Source organism: Pseudomonas akapageensis (assembly GCF_011355085.1).
GTDB lineage: Bacteria > Pseudomonadota > Gammaproteobacteria > Pseudomonadales > Pseudomonadaceae > Aquipseudomonas > Aquipseudomonas akapageensis.
The window spans coordinates 1-17093 of record NZ_VXCP01000069.1 but is presented as its reverse complement, the minus strand read 5'-3'; the positions used below and the strand labels follow the sequence as shown (position 1 = coordinate 17093).

16 protein-coding genes and 1 pseudogene are annotated in these 17093 nt (G+C 60.9%); 11 read left to right on the top strand and 6 right to left on the bottom strand.

What is annotated here, in order from left to right:
* Positions 1–268 (bottom strand): annotated as a pseudogene (locus tag F2S13_RS28780) (type VI secretion system tip protein VgrG); the annotation flags it as partial.
* Between the two features lie 497 nt (positions 269–765).
* Between F2S13_RS28780 and F2S13_RS28775 the strand changes: the two are divergent.
* The 3 genes from F2S13_RS28775 (at position 766) to F2S13_RS28765 (ending at position 4323) form a co-directional block, all read left to right on the top strand.
* Entirely contained in the window at positions 766–1413 is a 648-nt protein-coding gene (locus F2S13_RS28775) for a DUF1345 domain-containing protein (protein WP_166367272.1), read from the top strand.
* Positions 1414–1486: 73 nt separating this feature from the next.
* The gene (locus tag F2S13_RS28770; RefSeq protein ID WP_166367271.1) at positions 1487–2542 is read left to right on the top strand and encodes a tetratricopeptide repeat protein; all 1056 of its coding nucleotides are present in this window, start codon (positions 1487–1489) and stop codon (positions 2540–2542) included.
* Positions 2543–2643: 101 nt separating this feature from the next.
* Entirely contained in the window at positions 2644–4323 is a 1680-nt protein-coding gene (locus F2S13_RS28765) for an ATP-binding protein (protein WP_166367270.1), read from the top strand.
* Between the two features lie 110 nt (positions 4324–4433).
* Here the strand turns inward: F2S13_RS28765 and F2S13_RS28760 are convergent, their stop codons facing one another.
* The 5 genes from F2S13_RS28760 to F2S13_RS28740 all read right to left on the bottom strand — a co-directional run bounded on the left by F2S13_RS28760 (position 4434) and on the right by F2S13_RS28740 (position 11006).
* Positions 4434–4811 (bottom strand): response regulator, encoded by a 378-nt coding sequence (locus F2S13_RS28760; protein ID WP_166367269.1) that lies wholly within the window; start codon positions 4809–4811, stop codon positions 4434–4436.
* A gap of 79 nt (positions 4812–4890) precedes the next feature.
* Positions 4891–6090, bottom strand: coding sequence for a hybrid sensor histidine kinase/response regulator (locus tag F2S13_RS28755; RefSeq protein WP_166367268.1), 1200 nt, complete (start codon positions 6088–6090; stop codon positions 4891–4893).
* Complete coding sequence (locus F2S13_RS28750) at positions 6084–6659, bottom strand: chemotaxis protein CheB (protein WP_166367267.1); 576 nt, start codon at positions 6657–6659, stop codon at positions 6084–6086. The genes F2S13_RS28755 and F2S13_RS28750 overlap by 7 nt, the downstream gene beginning before the upstream one ends.
* Positions 6656–7477, bottom strand: a complete 822-nt coding sequence (locus F2S13_RS28745; RefSeq protein WP_166367266.1) for a CheR family methyltransferase — start codon at positions 7475–7477, stop codon at positions 6656–6658. Before F2S13_RS28745 ends, F2S13_RS28750 begins: the two co-directional genes overlap by 4 nt.
* 55 nt (positions 7478–7532) lie before the next feature.
* Positions 7533–11006, bottom strand: a complete 3474-nt coding sequence (locus F2S13_RS28740) for a response regulator (protein WP_166367265.1) — start codon at positions 11004–11006, stop codon at positions 7533–7535.
* Between the two features lie 236 nt (positions 11007–11242).
* Between F2S13_RS28740 and F2S13_RS28735 the strand changes: the two genes are divergently transcribed.
* From F2S13_RS28735 to F2S13_RS28700, 8 genes are all read left to right on the top strand, one after another.
* Positions 11243–11602, top strand: a complete 360-nt coding sequence (locus tag F2S13_RS28735) for a response regulator (protein WP_166367264.1) — start codon at positions 11243–11245, stop codon at positions 11600–11602.
* A gap of 181 nt (positions 11603–11783) precedes the next feature.
* A complete protein-coding gene (locus F2S13_RS28730; protein ID WP_166367263.1) occupies positions 11784–12380 on the top strand; it encodes an amino acid synthesis family protein in 597 nt (198 codons plus the stop codon).
* Positions 12381–12406: 26 nt separating this feature from the next.
* The gene (locus tag F2S13_RS28725; RefSeq protein WP_166367262.1) at positions 12407–13240 is read left to right on the top strand and encodes an alpha/beta fold hydrolase; all 834 of its coding nucleotides are present in this window, start codon (positions 12407–12409) and stop codon (positions 13238–13240) included.
* Positions 13237–14718, top strand: coding sequence for an aldehyde dehydrogenase (locus F2S13_RS28720; RefSeq protein ID WP_166367261.1), 1482 nt, complete (start codon positions 13237–13239; stop codon positions 14716–14718). Before F2S13_RS28725 ends, F2S13_RS28720 begins: the two co-directional genes overlap by 4 nt.
* 13 nt (positions 14719–14731) lie before the next feature.
* A complete protein-coding gene (locus F2S13_RS28715; RefSeq protein WP_166367260.1) occupies positions 14732–15217 on the top strand; it encodes a flavin reductase family protein in 486 nt (161 codons plus the stop codon).
* 61 nt (positions 15218–15278) lie between these two features.
* Positions 15279–15668 carry a carboxymuconolactone decarboxylase family protein gene (locus F2S13_RS28710; RefSeq protein ID WP_166367259.1) on the top strand — a complete coding sequence of 130 codons (390 nt, stop codon included), beginning with the start codon at positions 15279–15281 and terminating at the stop codon, positions 15666–15668.
* Positions 15669–15726: 58 nt separating this feature from the next.
* Positions 15727–16479, top strand: a complete 753-nt coding sequence (locus tag F2S13_RS28705) for a GntR family transcriptional regulator (protein WP_166367258.1) — start codon at positions 15727–15729, stop codon at positions 16477–16479.
* A gap of 2 nt (positions 16480–16481) precedes the next feature.
* Positions 16482–17045: an NUDIX hydrolase gene (locus F2S13_RS28700; RefSeq protein WP_166367257.1), complete on the top strand. Its 564-nt coding sequence runs from the start codon at positions 16482–16484 to the stop codon at positions 17043–17045.
* The last annotated feature ends 48 nt before the right edge of the window (positions 17046–17093 follow it).

Here is a 17093-nt window from a genome sequence, read left to right as displayed (position 1 = left end):
TGCGCAGCGGCTTAATCTCGGTTTCCGGCAGGCCGAAGTAGAACGGCTGCTTTCGCGGTGGGGCGTGTAGGCTGAAGCGGGCGTCGCGGCCGAGCAGTTGTTCGGCCGCGATGTCCTGCTCGGGACAGGTGAATTCGACGCTGTATTTGAAGGGCTGGCTCAAGCGTTCCTTGCCCTTGAACGCCAGGACGTCGAGCGGAGCCTTGATATCCCCCACCTGGAGTTTGTGGCGGCTGTGGTCGAAGAAGATGCGCGGTTCGTTGGGCATGTTCGGGCCTCCATGGCAGTCGACGGCACCTTGCCTCGTACACATGAGTTCTGGGCGCGACCAGTACAGTTTTATTTAAAAACAAGGCAAAGTGCTTTCAGAAAAAGTGTTGAGCGCTTTTCTAATAACAATGAATTATTTCCAGTAGCCATTCCACCCTCCGGAACACATTTCAGAAATTTCCGAAACATCTTCAGAAATTTCTCTCGCTTTCTTTCCGGGGAGCTTTGAACGCAACTATCACTCAACATGAAACACACGGACGCCATGGGCTAGAAGCTTGCTAACTTTAAATACTCTTACAAACACAGCAAAACTATTGCAAATTGCCAAAGCTATTAAGCCTGGGACACTTCATTTAACAATGGTCTTATTGGACACTGATAAACGACCACTTCCGAATAGACTGTATTTATAGCTAGCTGCCTTACTCGAATGTATTACATCGGACTCTGCAACTGCTACAGTACGAACAAGACTTTCGATCGTGAGCATCTATGGCTTTCCCGCGTCTGGCACGAACCCACCCTCGCCTCACCGCTGCCGCCGTCGCCGGCTGCGCAGCCGGTTACCTGATACCGGCCGAGGGCCTGGTGAACAAATTCCTAGCCGGCTGGAACAGCGGTGTCTGGCTCTACATTCTGCTGATTCTCTGGCTGACCCTGCGGGCCAAACCAGATCAGGTCAAACGGGTCGCGGTCATCGAGGACGAAAATGCCGGGCTGGTGCTGGCCACTGTCTGTATCGCCGCCCTCGTCAGCCTTGCGGCGGTCACCCTGGAGCTGGCCGGCAGCAAGGATCTGGACAGCCACACCCGGTTGCTGCGCTACGCCTATACCGGTATTACCGTGCTGGGTTCCTGGCTGGCGATCGGCCTGGTCTTCAGCCTGCATTATGCCCGGCTGTTTTATACCAATACCGGCAAAGAACCGGGTCTGCGCTTTGCCGACGGCGAGCGCCACCCGGATTACTGGGACTTTCACTACTTTTCCTTCACCCTGAGCGTGGCGGTGCAGACAGCCGATGTCGGCGTCGCCACCCACGCTCTGCGCAAAGTAGTGCTGGCCCATTCATTGATCGGTTTTCTGTTCAACACTGCAATCCTGGGCTTCACCATCAACATCGCCGCCGGGCTGTTCAGCTGAACCTGTGCTTTGGGTTTGACTCTCGCCGCCGGCTGACCGAAGCTGAGCCCCTTTATGAGGTTCGGATCCACGCATGCGCAAGGCCCCACGCTTTTCCACCATCAGCCTGATCCTCCTCGTCGCCCTGGGTGCGGGCTGGTATGTCCTGCAGGGTGATGAGCCTGAGCAGCCCCAGGTGCTCAAGCACGGTTATACCAAGGCGCTGGAGCAGGCGCACAATGGCTTGCCTGGCGCGGCGCGGGTGCTCTATCAACAACTGGCGCGCACCGACCTCTCGGACATCCGTCGCACCAGCCTGCTTGCCGAACTGCCCAACTACCCCAGCCCGCAAGCATTGAAGCTGGCCGGCGCAGATCTGCAAAACGAGTCGGTACTGGTCCGCCAGGCCGCCATCGACAGCGTGGTTGGCCTGGTGCCGGGGCCGCAGCGCAGTCTGCTGCTCGGCCCGCTGCTGGACGATGACGACCACACCATACGCTTCGCCGCCGCCCGCGCCATGCTCGGCCTGACGCCCGATGAGCTCGGCCTGTATTTCGGGCCCCTGCAAACCGTGCTCGATGAGTACGTTCGCGTCCTGCAAGCCGAGGACGACGACAGCGATGCACAACTGCTGCTGGCACGCCTGTACGTGCATGGCGGCGATTATCCCGAGGCCCTGGCCGCACTGCAGCGTTGCCTGACGCTGGTTCCGGACAACCTCGAAGCAGTGGCCCTCAAGGTTCAGGTATTGGAAAGCCAGGGGCAGACCGACCAGTCGCGGCAGGTGTTGGCCGATCAACTGGCCCGTCATCCACAGTCGGCGTTCCTGCAGCACGAACTGGGCCAGTGGCTGCTGCGCCACGGGCAGAACGAATACGCCCTGCTGGCCTTCTCCCGAGCGCTGGAGCTTGAGCCGGACAACAACCGGTATCGCTACACCCTGGCCACCAGCCTGCATGCGCTGGATCAAGTGGAGGCCGCCCAGAAACAACTCGAAGCCATCGTCCAGAGCCAACCGGCCAATCGCAAGGCACGGCTACTGCTGATCGACTACTGGAAAGAGACCGGCCAACTGCAAAATGTGCAAGTGCTGCTGGCCCAGCTGGAGCAGCAGAACCCCGACGATCCGATCCTGCAACAAGGATTGTAAGGATCGAGTGAACCCCGCACCTCGAGCGTGGTCCAGTTCTACAAGGGGGCGTTGAACAAGCCCTGTCCAATGCCGCGCACCGATGACCGGCGAGGCAACCGTTGAACACTCGCGAACGCGCAATTCTTCTGGGCGCCGACAGCCCGCACAATCGCACGCTTCTGGAAGAGGCAGGCTATGACGCACTCATAGCCCCGGATCTCGGCCAGCTGTGCCAGACACTTGCCCAGGGCGCGGGCATGGCGATTATCGCCCTGGATGGGTTGAACGGCATCGACCTTGCTCCGTTGCGCCTGTATTTGAGCCAGCAACCGCCCTGGTCCGATCTACCGATCATCCTGATCATCAACCGAGGCATCGGCGAAGATGCCCTGCCCGCTGAACTGGGCAATGTCCTGCTCCTGGAGCGCCCCTTCCAGGCCAACACCTTGATCAGCCTGGCGGCCACGGCCATTCGCGATAGACGTCGGCAATATGAACTGCGGGATCGATTGCATGAACTGACCCGACTGGAACAGGCCCTCGCCGGCGACCGCAGTGAACGCGAACGTGCGCAAGATCAGTTGAAACGCCTGAATGAAACCCTGGAACAACAGATCGAAGAACGCACTGCGCAAGTCCGACACAATGAAGAAGCCCTGCACCAGGCACAGAAAATGGAAGCGGTCGGTCAACTGACTGGCGGTATCGCCCATGACTTCAACAACATGCTCACCGGTATTATCGGCAGCCTGGAACTCATGCGCAGGCGCCTGCAACGGGGTCGCCTGGACGACCTCGACGGGCTGATCGAAATGGGCGTCACCTCGGCCAACCGTGCCGCCAGCCTGACCCATCGCTTGCTCGCCTTCTCCCGGCGTCAGTCCCTGGATGCCCAGCCCGTGGAAATGAACCCGCTGGTCACGGCCATGGTCGAGTTGCTGCAGCGCAGCCTCAACGAGAGCATCGACTTGCGGCTTTTGCTCGGCGATGACCTGTGGGTGGCCGAAGCCGATCCCCACCAGGTGGAAAGCGCCCTGCTCAATCTGGTGATCAATGCCCGCGATGCCATGCCCGAAGGGGGGCTGTTGCAGATCGAAACCCGCAATCAACACCTGGACGAACGTTTCACCCGGGGCCAGCAGAATCTGGCGGTTGGCGACTATGTGGTGCTGAGTGTCAGCGACAACGGCTGCGGCATGCCGCAAAGCATCATCGACCGCGCCTTCGACCCCTTCTTCACCACCAAGCCCATCGGTCAGGGCACAGGCCTGGGGTTGTCGATGATCTACGGTTTCAGCAAGCAATCCCGGGGTCATGTGGCGATTCAAAGCACGGAGGGCAAAGGGACCACCGTGAGTCTGTACTTGCCGCGCCACAGTGGTGAGCAGGTCGAGGCCGAGCCGCAAGCGCACGACGACACCCAGGTCGCTGGCAAGGGCGAGACCGTGCTGATCGTCGAGGACGACTCAGCGGTACGCCTGCTGGTGTGCGAAGTCCTGGACGAGTTGGGCTACACCTTTATCGAGGCCCGCGATGCCAATGCCGCGGTGCCGATTCTCGAGTCCGCGCAACATATCGACCTGATGATCAGCGATGTCGGCCTGCCGGGCATGAATGGCCGGCAACTGGCCGAGATCGGTCGGCAACTGCGCCCTGGTCTGAAGGTATTGTTCATCACCGGCTATGCCGAGCATGCCGAGGTTCGCGCGGGATTTCTCGAACCGGGCATGCAAATGATCAGCAAGCCGTTTGCGTTTGAGCTGTTGTCGGCGAAGGTGCGGGAGATGATTGAGGGGTAGTGCTTGACGCAATTGCAGCTTTGATCATCCCGGCCTCATCGCTGGCAAGCCAGCTCCCACAGGGACGCCACCGTACCTGTGGGAGCTGGCTTGCCAGCGATGGCGTCAGTTCAGGCCAACATTTCCTGAATCTTTTCCTGCAACTCATCCAGATCAAACGGCTTGGCCAGAATCGGCGCCTTTTTGGCGATCGGGCTGTTGCATTCGCGGATTTCCTGCGGGTATCCGCTGATGAATATCACTTTCAGGTCAGGGCGCATCTTGACCGCCGGTTCGGCGATCATGACGCCGGAAACTCCACCGGGCAGACGATAGTCGGTCACCATCAGATCCAGGTTCGGCTTGCTGGCCAGAATCTCGAATGCCTGCTCGCCATCCTCGGCCTGCAGGACCCGATACCCCAGACTGGACAAGTAATCGCTGAGAACTCTCAGGATCACCGCATCGTCCTCGACGATCAGGACGACATCTTCTGCATCTTCACTCATGGAACGCCTATGTTCTGTCTATCTGCCCATACGACCATGCCGGAGCGCAGAGGTTGCCTGGCCGCAGGCATTTCTCCTTTCAGCTTACAGCATTATTCGATAATGGCAGACTGACATGAAACAAGGCACCCTCACCGATCGCACTTTGCACGCTGATGCGACCGCCATGGGCCGCCACGATCTGCTCGGAAATATACAGCCCCAGGCCCAGACCGGCACCCGCATGGTTGTTCGAAACCCGCTCGAACTGCTGGAAAATGCGCTTCTGGTTTTCTTCGCTGATGCCCCCTCCGTGGTCGCACACATCGACGCAGGCCATATCGTTTTCCTGGTAGACCCGCACATCGACCGGGCTCTTGCAGCCGTAACGCAAGGCATTGGTCAACAGATTGGCTATCACTTGTTCGATGCGGAACTCGTCCCAGGTGCCCACCACAGGGCGCGGCGCCTCGACGCTGAGGGTTGAGCCGGCCTCGGTCGCCTGTTGCCGGAAGTTTTCCACCAGGCTCACGACCAGTTGCGCCAGGTCGAAGTGCGTGGGGCGGATCGACAACTTGCCCGTGCGGATGCGCGAGACGTCGAGCATGTCTTCGATCAAACGAATCAGGCTCTTGATCTGCCGCTCGTCGCGATCGACCATGGCACGCATCTTGTCCAGGGTGAAGGCATCGGCATTGTCCCGGGCCAGGTGCAGCTTGCGCAGCTGGGTTTCCAGGATCAAGCCGTTGAGCGGCGTGCGAACCTCGTGGGAAACGATGGACATGAAGTCATCGCGCATGCGCACGGCATGCTCGAGTTCCTCCTGGGTCGCTTGCAGGCGCTTGAGCAATACCTCCTGCTCCTTGCGCGCCTGTTCCAGTGCCTCGACCTGCACGTTCATGGCCTTGCGCTGCCGATACAGGTCGACGAACACACTGACCTTGCTCCTGACCGCATGGATATCCAGTGGCTTGTGCAGAAAATCCACGGCACCGCTTTCATAGCCCTTGAAGGCGTAGTTCATTTCCCGGCCGGCGGCGCTTACGAAAACGATCGGGATGTTCTTGGTCTTTTCCGTGCTGCGCATCAATTCGGCCAGCTCGAAACCGTCCGTGCCGGGCATCTGTACGTCGAGAATGGCCATGGCGAACTCATGTTGCAGCAGCAGCGACAGGGCTTCGTCGGCAGACAGCGCCTTGTAGACCGTACGATCCTCACCCCTGATCAGGGCCTCCAGGGCCAGCAGGTTTTCCGGTAGATCGTCGACGATCAGCAGTTTGGCTTCGATGTTGCTTAACATGGGCGTTTATCCAGATCGGCGAGCAAATGCCCGATGCCGTTCAAAGTGAGAATATAGTCGGGCGTGTGCAGCTTGATGGCGGCCCGGGGCATGACCGTGACCCGGGCTTCGGCGGGATCCTGGACCACTGTCAGCCCCCCGCAATCCTTGATCCGGGCCAGGCCTTTCGCGCCGTCTTCATTGGCGCCTGTCAGCAGCACACCGATCAATGCCGGGCCATAGGCATCGGCGGCGGACTCGAACAGAATGTCGATTGCTGGCCGCGAGAAATTCACGCGATCTTCCAGGCTCAGGGACAGGCTGCGGTCCTGCTCCACCGACAGGTGATAACCAGGGCCGGCAAAGTACAGCATTCCCCCAGCGATGCTTTCCTTGTCCTGCGCTTCCTTCACGGGGCGCTGCAGGCGGCGCGCAAATACTTCGGCCAGGTCACTGTGACGCTCATCGGGTAGGTGCAGCACGATCAGGACCGGCAACCGGAAATCCCCGGGCAATGCACCCAGTACCTTGAGCAGGGCTTCAACGCCGCCCGCCGAGGCTCCGATGACGATCGCTGCGGGCCTGCTCATGATTTTCGATAGATCCTTTCCCGTCGGGCCAGTGCGTCGAAACTATGAGCGTAACCGGAGAACTCCAGTGTCTCCTTGCTGCCGAGGACCAGAAATCCGCGATGGCAAAGCGACTCGTGAAATAGGCCAAAAGCCCGGTCCTGGAGCTTCTTGTTGAAGTAGATCAGCACATTGCGACAGGAGATCAATTGGGTTTCGGAGAATACACTGTCGGTTGCCAGGCTGTGATCGGCGAAGGTCACGTTTTCGCGCAGGCTGCTGTCGAAAATCGCATTGCCGTAGGCAGCCGTGTAGTAGTCGGCGAACGAACAGAGACCACCGGCGCGCTGGTAGTTCCCGGTATAGGCACGTACGTTCTCCATCGTATAGATGCCTTGCCGGGCTCTTTCCAGGGAACCGGGATTGATATCAGTGGCGTAGATGATGGTGCGATCGAGCAGACCTTCTTCGCGCAACAGGATGGCCAGGGAGTAGACCTCCTCACCCGTGCTGCAACCGGCAATCCAGACCTTCAGCGAGGGATAGGTCTTGAGCAGCGGGACTACATCGCGACGAATCGCCAGGTAATGCTCCGGGTCGCGAAACATCTCGCTGACCGGGATCGTCAGGTACTGCAACAACTGCATGAACGCTGTGGGGTCATGCAGCACCCGTTCCTGCAGCGCCGACACACTCACGCACTCCGTTTGATGCAGGGCGTGGTGGATGCGGCGTTTGATCGACGCTCCCGCATAGTCGCGAAAATCGTAGCTGTACTTGAGATAGACAGCCTCGATCAACAGACGGATCTCGATGTCGGTACTGCGCTCCTCCGTCATGCCCGTCAGCCTTTTTTCTGTGTGCTCTTAATGAAGATACACCATAGGACACGCCCTAGATGCGCTCCATCTGCGGCAACCACACGCGCACCAGAGAGAACAGACGGTCCAGGTCGATGGGCTTGGCCAGGTAATCGTTGGCGCCGGCCTGCAGGCAACGCTCCTGGTCATCGCGCATGGCCTTGGCCGTCACGGCGATGATCGGCAGCTTGCGCCAGCGCGCGTCCTGGCGGATCAGGCGCGTGGCTTCGTAGCCGTCCATTTCCGGCATCATCACATCCATCAACACCAGGTCGATATCTTCGACCGCATTGAGCTTCTCGATAGCCTCGCGGCCATTGCGACCGATCTCGACGATCGCGCCCTTGTGCTCCAGGGCACTGGTAAGTGCGAAGATATTGCGCACATCGTCGTCGACCAGCAGGATCTTGCGCCCTTCGAACACCTTGTCGCGGCTGCGTGCCGTCCTCAGCATCTTCTGCCGCTCCTGGGACAGCCGGGATTCGACCTTGTGCAGAAACAGGGTCACTTCATCGAGCAGGCGTTCAGGCGAACGGGCCCCCTTGATAATGATCGAACGGGAATATTTGAGCAGTTCCGCTTCTTCATCGCGGCTCATGTTGCGCCCGGTGTAGATGATCACCGGCGGGAAGGCGCGGATGTCCTCGGCGGACATGCGCTTGAGCAGGTCATTGCCCTGCATGTCGGGTAACTTGAGGTCGATGATCATGCAGTCATAGACATTCGCGCGCAGCAGGTCGAGGGCTTCCTGGGCCAGGCCCACGGCGGTGATCTCGATATCCTCGTCACCGATCAGGCGGGCGATGCTGTCGCGTTGCAGGTCATCGTCCTCCACCAGCAGGATGCGCTTGAGCTTTTGCGTAAGCTTGGCTTCCAGGCGGGCGAAGACAGCCTTGAGTTCCTCGCGCGTGGTCGGTTTCAATGCATAGCCCACGGCGCCCATGTGCATCGCCGCTTCGGTGCGGTCCTCCACCGAAATCACATGCACCGGAATGTGCCGGGTGGCCGGCAGTTCCTTGAGGCGCTGCAGCACGGTCAGGCCGGAATGGTCGGGCAGGCGCATGTCGAGCAGGATCGCATCGGGGGTGAAGCTTGCGGCCAGATCGAAGCCCTCGTCGGCCGCCTGTGCAACCAGGCAGCTGTAACCCAGTTCATGGGCGAGGTCGAAAAGAATCCGGGCAAAACTGGGCTCATCCTCGATCACCAGTATGCAGCGATTGGTGAATGGGGCCTGGCCTCGGTCATCGGCGAAGGTGGCATCCGGCACGGGCGTGGCCGGAGTCTGCGGATCGTTTGCTGGCGCATTGAGCGATGACACTATCGGGCCCTGATCGGGCGATATCGGTTGATACTGCAACGGCAGCTCGAGGGTAAAGGTACTGCCCTGCCCTGGCTGGCTGCTGACGGTGATCTGCCCACCCAGCAGGTTGGCCAGGTCCCGGGAGATCGACAGGCCCAGGCCGGTGCCGCCATAACGGCGGTTGGTGGTGCCGTCGGCCTGGCGAAACGCTTCGAAAATGCTCTGCTGCTGATCCGCCGCGATGCCAATGCCGCTGTCATGTACGGCGAAGGCGATGGTGCCGTTCACCTGCTGCGACACCGTCAGACCGACGCTGCCACGCTCGGTGAATTTCAGTGCGTTGGACACCAGATTTTTGAGGATCTGCTCGACCCGCTGGCGATCGCTGTAGAGCATTTTTGGCGTGTCGGGCGCGACATCCAGGGTGAAGATCAGGTGCTTTTCCGCGGCCTGCGGTTCGAACATCCCGCGCAGGCCTTCCACCAGGCGCACGATGCTGGTGTTTTCCGGGTGTACATCGAGCTTGCCGGCTTCCACCTTGGAAATATCGAGAATGTCGTTGATCAAGTTGAGCAGATCGTTGCCCGCCGAATAGATGGATTCGGCGAACTTGACCTGCTCAGGCGTCAGGTTTTCCTGGGGGTTGTCGGCCAGCAACCTGGCCAGGATCAGCGAACTGTTGAGTGGCGTGCGCAGTTCGTGGGACATGTTGGCGAGAAACTCGGACTTGTACTTGCTCGAGCGCTGCAACTCTTCGGCGCGCTCCTCGAGCTCCGCCTGGGCCTGTTTCAAGTCATTGTTCATGCGATTGAGGGCATCGCGCTGCTCGGCCAGCGCGATGGTGCGCTCGGCCAGTTGCTCGTTGGTCTGCTCCAGTTCCGCCTGCTGCGTTTCCAGATGCGCCTGGGACTCCTTGAGCACCTGCGACTGCTCTTCGAGCTCTTCGTTGGCGGTCTTGAGCTCTTCCTGCTGCACCTGCAGTTCTTCGTTGAGTTGCTGGGTCTCGGCCAGGACTTCCTGCAATCGCTGGCGATAGCGCGCCGCCTCGATCGAGGTGCCGATGTTACCGGCAAGCAGCTCCATCAGGTCGATATCGCGCTCGGACAAGCCACGCAGGAAGCCCAGCTCGATGACCCCGTTGATCTGTCCGTCATTGCTGGTCGGCACCACCAGCACACTGCGCGGCGAGCCGTCGCCCAGGCCCGAGCTGACCTTGAAATAGTCGTTCGGCACGTCATCCAGGCGCAACAGCCGTGCCTGGGCGACGGCCTGGCCGATAATGCCCTCGCCGCTCTGCAGGGTTTGTTCGACGGCCTCCTGTTCGCGGGAAAAACCGTAAGTGGCGACCCGGTGCAGGCCGCCATGCTCATCGCGTACATAAAACGCCGCCACGACGCTATTGAGGTAATGGGCAAAAAACTGCAGGACATTGCGCCCCAGCATCTGCGGGGTCAGCTGCCCCAGCGCATGCTCGGCCAGTTCAGTCTGGCCGGCGCGCAGCCAGGCTTGTTGCTGCAAACGCCGGGTACTGTTCTGCTGGGCCTGCAGGTTGGCAACGTAGCTGCTCGACAGGGTGAGCAGGTCGCGCCGGCCGAAGAAGGCCAGCATGAAGCTGAGTGCCACCAGAAACAGCAGATAAAGTGCGCTGGCCAGAATAGCGGTACGGCTTACATCATCATTGCGCGCCACCCGCAACTGTTGCTCCATGGCAACGAACTGATCGTACTCCTTGCGGATTTCGTCGGTGAGACGCTTGCCCTGGCCCGCTGCAATCGCCCCTCGGTAATCACCATTGCTGCGACGCATGTCGATCATCTGATTGGCAAAGACAGCCCACTCATCCTGCAGGGCCTGCAGCCGAATAAGGCGATCGACTTGCTGCGGGTTGTCCGCCACCAGCGTCTGGAGCGAGGCCAGCTCGGCACTTACGCGCGGCTTGGCGAGTTCGTAGGGTTCGAGAAAGTGCTCGTCACCGGTAATGAGGAAACCGCGAATGCCGGTTTCCATGTCGATGGACAGCTTCAACGCTTCGTTGGCGCTGCCGATGGCCCGGTCCGTATGCTCCACCCACTGGATGACCGAGAGCAGGTAACTGATGACGGCGGCGAACACCAGTGCACTCAACAGGCCCACGCCCAGAGGCAAGGCCACGTTGCGGCTCAGAAGCTTGCGGAAACTGCGCTCATCGATGGAAGGAGGCTGAGTCATCTTCAAGGGCCTGAACGATAGGATCAATGAGTGGAGTGTGCCCTACACGGGATTGCAAGTTACAATTTTCCCTCACTAGGCTTTCTAGAAGGCTATGGCACTATTTGCCAGTAATTGGTCCGCAGGGTACGTTAAAAATTCCACCGGGGCCGTATACAGTGCACCCGGAACTTATCTCACGTATAAGCTAGGCTGACCGACGCAGCCCCTCACACTCACTTGCTCGGGGTACCACGATGTCAGACACCAGCACCCTACTCGTAGTCGAAGACGACGCCATCGTGCGCATGCTGATTGTCGATGTGCTTGAAGAGCTCGAGTTCAAGGTGCTGGAAGCCGAGAACGGCGATGCTGCACTGGTTTTCCTCAATGACACGCCCCTGCGCATCGACCTGATGATGACGGACGTTGGCCTGCCAGGAATGGACGGCAAGGAATTGGCCGTCAAGGCCCATGAGCTCCGCCCGCAGATGCCCATACTCTTTGCCAGCGGCTCCGCCGAAATTGTGGTGATACCGCCTGGCATGCACATGATCGGCAAGCCCTTCTCCATCGATCAGCTGCGCGACAAGGTCAGATCGATACTGCAGGGCTGATCCCCTCGTAACACCCACCTTCACCCGTCCAATCCACTGGCCTCGGGCGCTTTGGCGCACCCGGCTTTCGACCTTTTGTCGCCTTGCAGATGCACGAACTTGCACGGGGGGCTTGCATACACAATATTATGGTATACCATCATACAGCACAGCAGTTCCCCACCCTCATATGGAGCAGGTCATGAGTTTCGAAATTCGCAAAATCGTCAGCTATGTCGAAGAAACCTTCATCGAGGGCGGCAAGGCCACCGACAAACCAGTGAAAATGGTCGGCCTGGCCGTGGTCATGAAGAACCCATGGGTTGGCGCAGGCTTCGTCGAAGACCTCAAGCCGCAGATCCGCGCCAACTGCTCGGACCTGGGTGCCATGATGGTCGAGCGCCTGGGCGGCATCATCGGCGGCTTCGAAAAGATCGAAGCCTATGGCAAGGCCGCCGTGGTCGGCGCCGACGGTGAAATCGAGCACGCCTCGGCAGTCATCCATACCCTGCGCTTCGGCAACCATTACCGCGAAGCGGTCAAGGCCAAGAGCTACCTGAGCTTCACCAACAAGCGCGGCGGTCCTGGCACCTCGATCCAGATCCCGATGATGCACAAGGACGACGAAGGCCTGCGCTCGCACTACATCACCCTGGAAATGCAGATCGAAGACGCCCCGCGTGCCGACGAAATAGTCGTGGTACTGGGTTGCGCCGACGGTGGCCGCGTGCACCCGCGCATCGGCAACCGTTACATCGACCTGGAAGAACTGGCCGCTGAAAAAGCCCAACAACAATAATCGGGCGTGTCACCAAGGAGCGACCCATGATTCGGCTCACCGCTGAACGCACCCCGGCCGGCACCAGCTATCTGGCGACCGGCCAAGGCCAACCCGTGGTATTGATCCATGGCGTGGGCTTGAACAAAGAGATGTGGGGCGGCCAGATCGTTGGTCTCGCTCCCCACTACCGCGTCATTGCCTATGACATGCTCGGCCATGGCGCCAGCCCGCGCCCGGCCTCGGGCACCGGACTGCTCGGCTATGCCGACCAGTTGCTCGAGCTGCTCGAGCACCTGCAACTGCCCCAGGCCACCGTGATCGGCTTTTCCATGGGCGGGCTGGTGGCACGGGCCTTCGCCCTGCATTACCCGGAACACCTGCAAGGGCTGGTGGTGTTGAACAGCGTGTTCAACCGCAGCGCCGAGCAGCGTGCCGGCGTCATCGCCCGTACCGCCCAGGCGGCCGAGCATGGCCCGGACGCCAACGCCGAAGCCGCCCTGTCGCGCTGGTTCAGCCGTGAATACCAGGCTGCCAACCCGGCACAGATTGCCGCGATCCGCCAGACCCTGGCCAGCAATGACCCCCAGGGTTACCTGACCACTTATGAGCTGTTCGCCACCCAGGACATGTACCGCGCCGAGGACCTGGGCAACATCCAGGCCCCGACCCTGATCGCCACCGGCGAGCTGGACCCCGGTTCCACCCCGGAAATGGCCCGGCAACTGGCCGAGCGCATTCCCGGCGCGCAAGTTGCCGTGCTCGCCGAGCAACGGCATATGATGCCGGTAGAGTCGCCGCGCCTGGTCAACCAGGTACTGCTGGACTTCCTCAACAGCGCACAAACCCTTCAGAACTCAGCAAAGGGGATCGTTGCATGACACTCGCACGTTTCCAGATGTGCATCGACGGCCAATGGGTCGATGCGCTGTCCGGCAAGACCTTCGAAAGCCTCAACCCGGCCCTGGCACAAGCCTGGGCCGAACTGCCCGACGCCGATGAAGCCGATGTGGAGCGCGCCGTCCAGGCCGCCCAGAAAGCCTTCGAAAACCCCGCCTGGCGTGGTCTCAGCGCCACTGCCCGGGGCAAGCTGTTGCGCCGCCTCGGCGACCTGATTGCCGAGAACAAGGAACACCTGGCGCAGCTGGAAAGCCGCGACAACGGCAAACTGATCCGCGAGACCCGTGGCCAGGTCAACTACCTGCCCGAGTTCTTCCACTACACCGCAGGCCTGGCCGACAAACTCGAAGGCGGCACCCTGCCGCTGGACAAGCCTGACCTGTTCGCCTACACCGTGCACGAGCCGATCGGCGTGGTCGCCGGGATCATTCCCTGGAACAGCCCGCTGTACCTGACCGCGATCAAGCTGGCGCCAGCGCTTGCAGCCGGCAACACCATCGTGCTCAAGCCCTCGGAGCATGCTTCGGCGACCATCCTGGAGCTGGCGCGCCTGGCCCTGGAAGCCGGCATTCCGCCGGGCGTGGTCAACGTCGTCACCGGCTACGGCCCGAGCACTGGCGCGGCCCTGACCCGCCATCCACTGGTCCGCAAGATTGCTTTCACCGGCGGCGCCGCCACGGCTCGCCATGTGGTGCGCAGCAGCGCCGAAAACTTCGCCAAGCTGTCGCTGGAGCTGGGCGGCAAGTCGCCGAACATCATCTTCGCCGACGCCGACCTGGACAGCGCCATCAACGGTGCCGTCGCCGGCATCTATGCCGCTTCCGGGCAGAGCTGCGTGTCCGGTTCGCGCCTGCTGGTGCAAGATGAGATCTACGACGAATTCGTCGAGCGCCTGGTCGCCCGGGCCAAGCGCATCCGCATCGGCAACCCCCAGGACGAAACCAGCGAAATGGGCCCCATGGCCACCGCCCAGCAACTGGCCGTGGTCGAAGGCCTGGTCGCCGACGCCATCGCCGAAGGCGCGCGCCTGCGCCTGGGCGGCAAGCGCCCGCAGATGGACAGCGATGGCTGGTACTACGAGCCGACCCTGTTCGAATGCGACCACAACTCGATGAAGATCATGCAGGAAGAAGTCTTCGGACCGGTCGCCTCGGTGATTCGCTTCAAGGACGAGGCCGAAGCCCTGGCCATCGCCAACGACTCACAGTTCGGCCTGGCCGCCGGCATCTGGACCCGCGACCTGGGCCGTGCCCACCGCCTGGCTCGCGACGTGCGCTCCGGAATCATCTGGGTCAACACCTACCGCGCGGTCTCGGCCATGGCGCCGATCGGCGGTTTCAAGAACAGCGGCTACGGTCGCGAGAGCGGCATCGATTCGGTGCTGGCCTATACCGAGCTCAAAACGGTATGGATCAATCTCTCGCAAGCACCGATGCCCGACCCTTTCGTCATGCGTTAAGAGGTGGCCTGACATGATCGAACCCGGCATTTACAAAGAGGTGATGGGCTCATTCCCATCCGGTGTGACCGTGGTCACCACGCTCGACGCCCAAGGCGACATCGTCGGCATCACCGCCAGTGCCTTCAGTGCATTGTCGATCGATCCGGCGCTGGTGCTGTTCTGCCCCAACTATGGCTCCGACACCTACCCGGTGCTGCACCAGAGCAAGCAGTTCGCCATTCACCTGCTCTCGGGTGACCAGCAAGCCGAAGCCTACGCCTTTGCCGGCAAGGGCAAGGACAAGGCCGCCGGCATCGAGTGGCACCTGAGCGAGCTGGGCAACCCGTTGCTGAGCAAGGCCACCGCCATCATCGAGTGCGAACTGTGGCGTGAATACGATGGCGGCGACCACGCCATCATCGTCGGTGCGGTGAAGAACCTGATCCTGCCCGCGCAGTCGGTCACGCCGATGGTTTACCACAAGGGCAAGCTGGGCGCGCTGCCCTGCCTGGCCTGACACTTTGTTTTGGGCCGCGCGGTTGGCGGTCCTTCAGTTGGAAGCGCAGGGGAGCATCAGCATGAGCAACGAAAAATACAGGAAGGGCCTGGCCATCCGCACCCAGGTGCTGGGCGAGGCCTACGTAAACAAGTCGATCGAGAACGCCGACGACTTCACCCGGCCCTTGCAGGAAATGGTCACCGAGTACTGCTGGGGCCACGTCTGGGGCCGCGAGGGCTTATCGCTCAAGGAACGCAGCATGATAAACTTGGCGATGATTTCGGCGCTCAATCGGCCCCATGAACTCAAGCTTCATGTACGCGGCGCCTTGCGTAACGGCCTGAGTCGTGAACAAATACGAGAAATTCTGCTTCAGGTCGGCATCTACTGCGGTGTACCCGCGGCCGTAGACAGTTTCCGTCTCGCTCGCGAAGCCTTCGCCGAGGCCGACGCTGAGGCATCCAGTTAACGAATGGCTGTTTGATTTTCAGGCAGCAACAGCGACAGCCATTATCAGAGCGGACCCCATGAAACGCCAGCCACTCGACGACACTTTCAAGGTCAATCGCAACCCCGTCACCCTGCGCGAAATCGTGCTGGACAAGCTGCGCAGCGCCATCATGAACTTTCACCTGCTGCCTGGCGATCGCCTGGTCGAGCGCGACCTCTGCGACCGCCTCGGTGTGAGCCGCACTTCGGTTCGCGAAGCCCTGCGCCACCTGGAGTCCGAAGGGCTGGTGGAGTTCGCCGATGCCAAGGGCCCCCGGGTCGCCATCATTACCCTGGAAAACGCCCGCGACATCTACGAGCTGCGCTGCGTGCTCGAAGGCCTGATCGTCCAGCTGTTCACCCTCAATGCCAAGGCCAAGGACATTCGTGCCCTGGAGAAGGCCCTCGAAGAGAACCGCAAGGCCCTCGAGGAAGGCGAGCTGCAACAGGTGCTCGAATCGGTGCAGGGCTTCTACGACGTGTTGCTCGAAGGGTCGGGCAACGATGTCGCCGCCCAGCAACTGCGCCAGCTGCAGGCGCGCATCAGCTACCTGCGTGCCACCTCCGTGTCCCAGGAGAACCGTCGCGGCGCCAGCAACCAGGAAATGGTTCGCATCGTCGAAGCGATCAAGAGCGGCGACCCGCTGGCCGCGCACCAGGCCTCGGTGGACCATGTGCGTTCCGCCGCCAAGGTGGCTCTGGACTACCTGCGTGCCAAGCAGAACGATACCGGCAAGGTACGCGAGATCGCCTCGCCCATCGCCCTCAAAGAACCCCGCATAGGCCGCTGATCATGCCCAGCCCGCGCTTTTGCCCGCAATGCGGCGGCGGTGACCTGGTTCACCGCCAGCCGCAAGGCGATACCCACGAGCGCCTGATGTGCCGGGGCTGCGGCTATATCCATTACATCAATCCGAAGATCATCGCCGGCTGCATCATCGAGCAGGACGGCAAGTACCTGCTGTGCCAACGGGCGATCCCGCCGCGCCCCGGCACCTGGACGCTGCCGGCGGGCTTCATGGAAAGCGGCGAAACCACCGAACAGGCGGCCGTGCGCGAGGTCTGGGAAGAGAGCGGCGTGCGCGCCGAGATCATCTCGCCCTACTCCATCTTCAGCGTGCCGAAGATCAGCGAGGTGTACATCATCTTCCGCGCCATCGCCCTGGAAATCACCGGGCAGTACGGGCCGGAGACCCTCGACTATCGGTTCTTCGCGCCTGAGGAAATACCCTGGGAGAGCATTTACTACCCGGCGATCCGGCAGATTCTCGAGCGCTATATCGAGGAGCGGCAGGCGGGGGTTTATGGGATTTACATGGGGAATGATGATACGGGGAAGGTGCACTTCATTCGCTGACTCCCTCGTCCTCCTCGTTCCCACGCTGAGCGTCACTAGTGTCCGGTA

Bases quoted from the DNA above. Each gene is read 5' to 3' on its own strand.
- F2S13_RS28775 (WP_166367272.1), top strand. From the start codon at position 766: ATGGCTTTCCCGCGTCTGGCACGAACCCACCCTCGCCTCACCGCTGCC.
- F2S13_RS28770 (WP_166367271.1), top strand. From the start codon at position 1,487: ATGCGCAAGGCCCCACGCTTTTCCACCATCAGCCTGATCCTCCTCGTC.
- F2S13_RS28760 (WP_166367269.1), bottom strand. From the start codon at position 4,811: ATGAGTGAAGATGCAGAAGATGTCGTCCTGATCGTCGAGGACGATGCG.
- F2S13_RS28755 (WP_166367268.1), bottom strand. From the start codon at position 6,090: ATGTTAAGCAACATCGAAGCCAAACTGCTGATCGTCGACGATCTACCG.
- F2S13_RS28750 (WP_166367267.1), bottom strand. From the start codon at position 6,659: ATGAGCAGGCCCGCAGCGATCGTCATCGGAGCCTCGGCGGGCGGCGTT.
- F2S13_RS28745 (WP_166367266.1), bottom strand. From the start codon at position 7,477: ATGACGGAGGAGCGCAGTACCGACATCGAGATCCGTCTGTTGATCGAG.
- F2S13_RS28740 (WP_166367265.1), bottom strand. From the start codon at position 11,006: ATGACTCAGCCTCCTTCCATCGATGAGCGCAGTTTCCGCAAGCTTCTG.
- F2S13_RS28735 (WP_166367264.1), top strand. From the start codon at position 11,243: ATGTCAGACACCAGCACCCTACTCGTAGTCGAAGACGACGCCATCGTG.
- F2S13_RS28730 (WP_166367263.1), top strand. From the start codon at position 11,784: ATGAGTTTCGAAATTCGCAAAATCGTCAGCTATGTCGAAGAAACCTTC.
- F2S13_RS28725 (WP_166367262.1), top strand. From the start codon at position 12,407: ATGATTCGGCTCACCGCTGAACGCACCCCGGCCGGCACCAGCTATCTG.
- F2S13_RS28720 (WP_166367261.1), top strand. From the start codon at position 13,237: ATGACACTCGCACGTTTCCAGATGTGCATCGACGGCCAATGGGTCGAT.
- F2S13_RS28715 (WP_166367260.1), top strand. From the start codon at position 14,732: ATGATCGAACCCGGCATTTACAAAGAGGTGATGGGCTCATTCCCATCC.
- F2S13_RS28710 (WP_166367259.1), top strand. From the start codon at position 15,279: ATGAGCAACGAAAAATACAGGAAGGGCCTGGCCATCCGCACCCAGGTG.
- F2S13_RS28705 (WP_166367258.1), top strand. From the start codon at position 15,727: ATGAAACGCCAGCCACTCGACGACACTTTCAAGGTCAATCGCAACCCC.
- F2S13_RS28700 (WP_166367257.1), top strand. From the start codon at position 16,482: ATGCCCAGCCCGCGCTTTTGCCCGCAATGCGGCGGCGGTGACCTGGTT.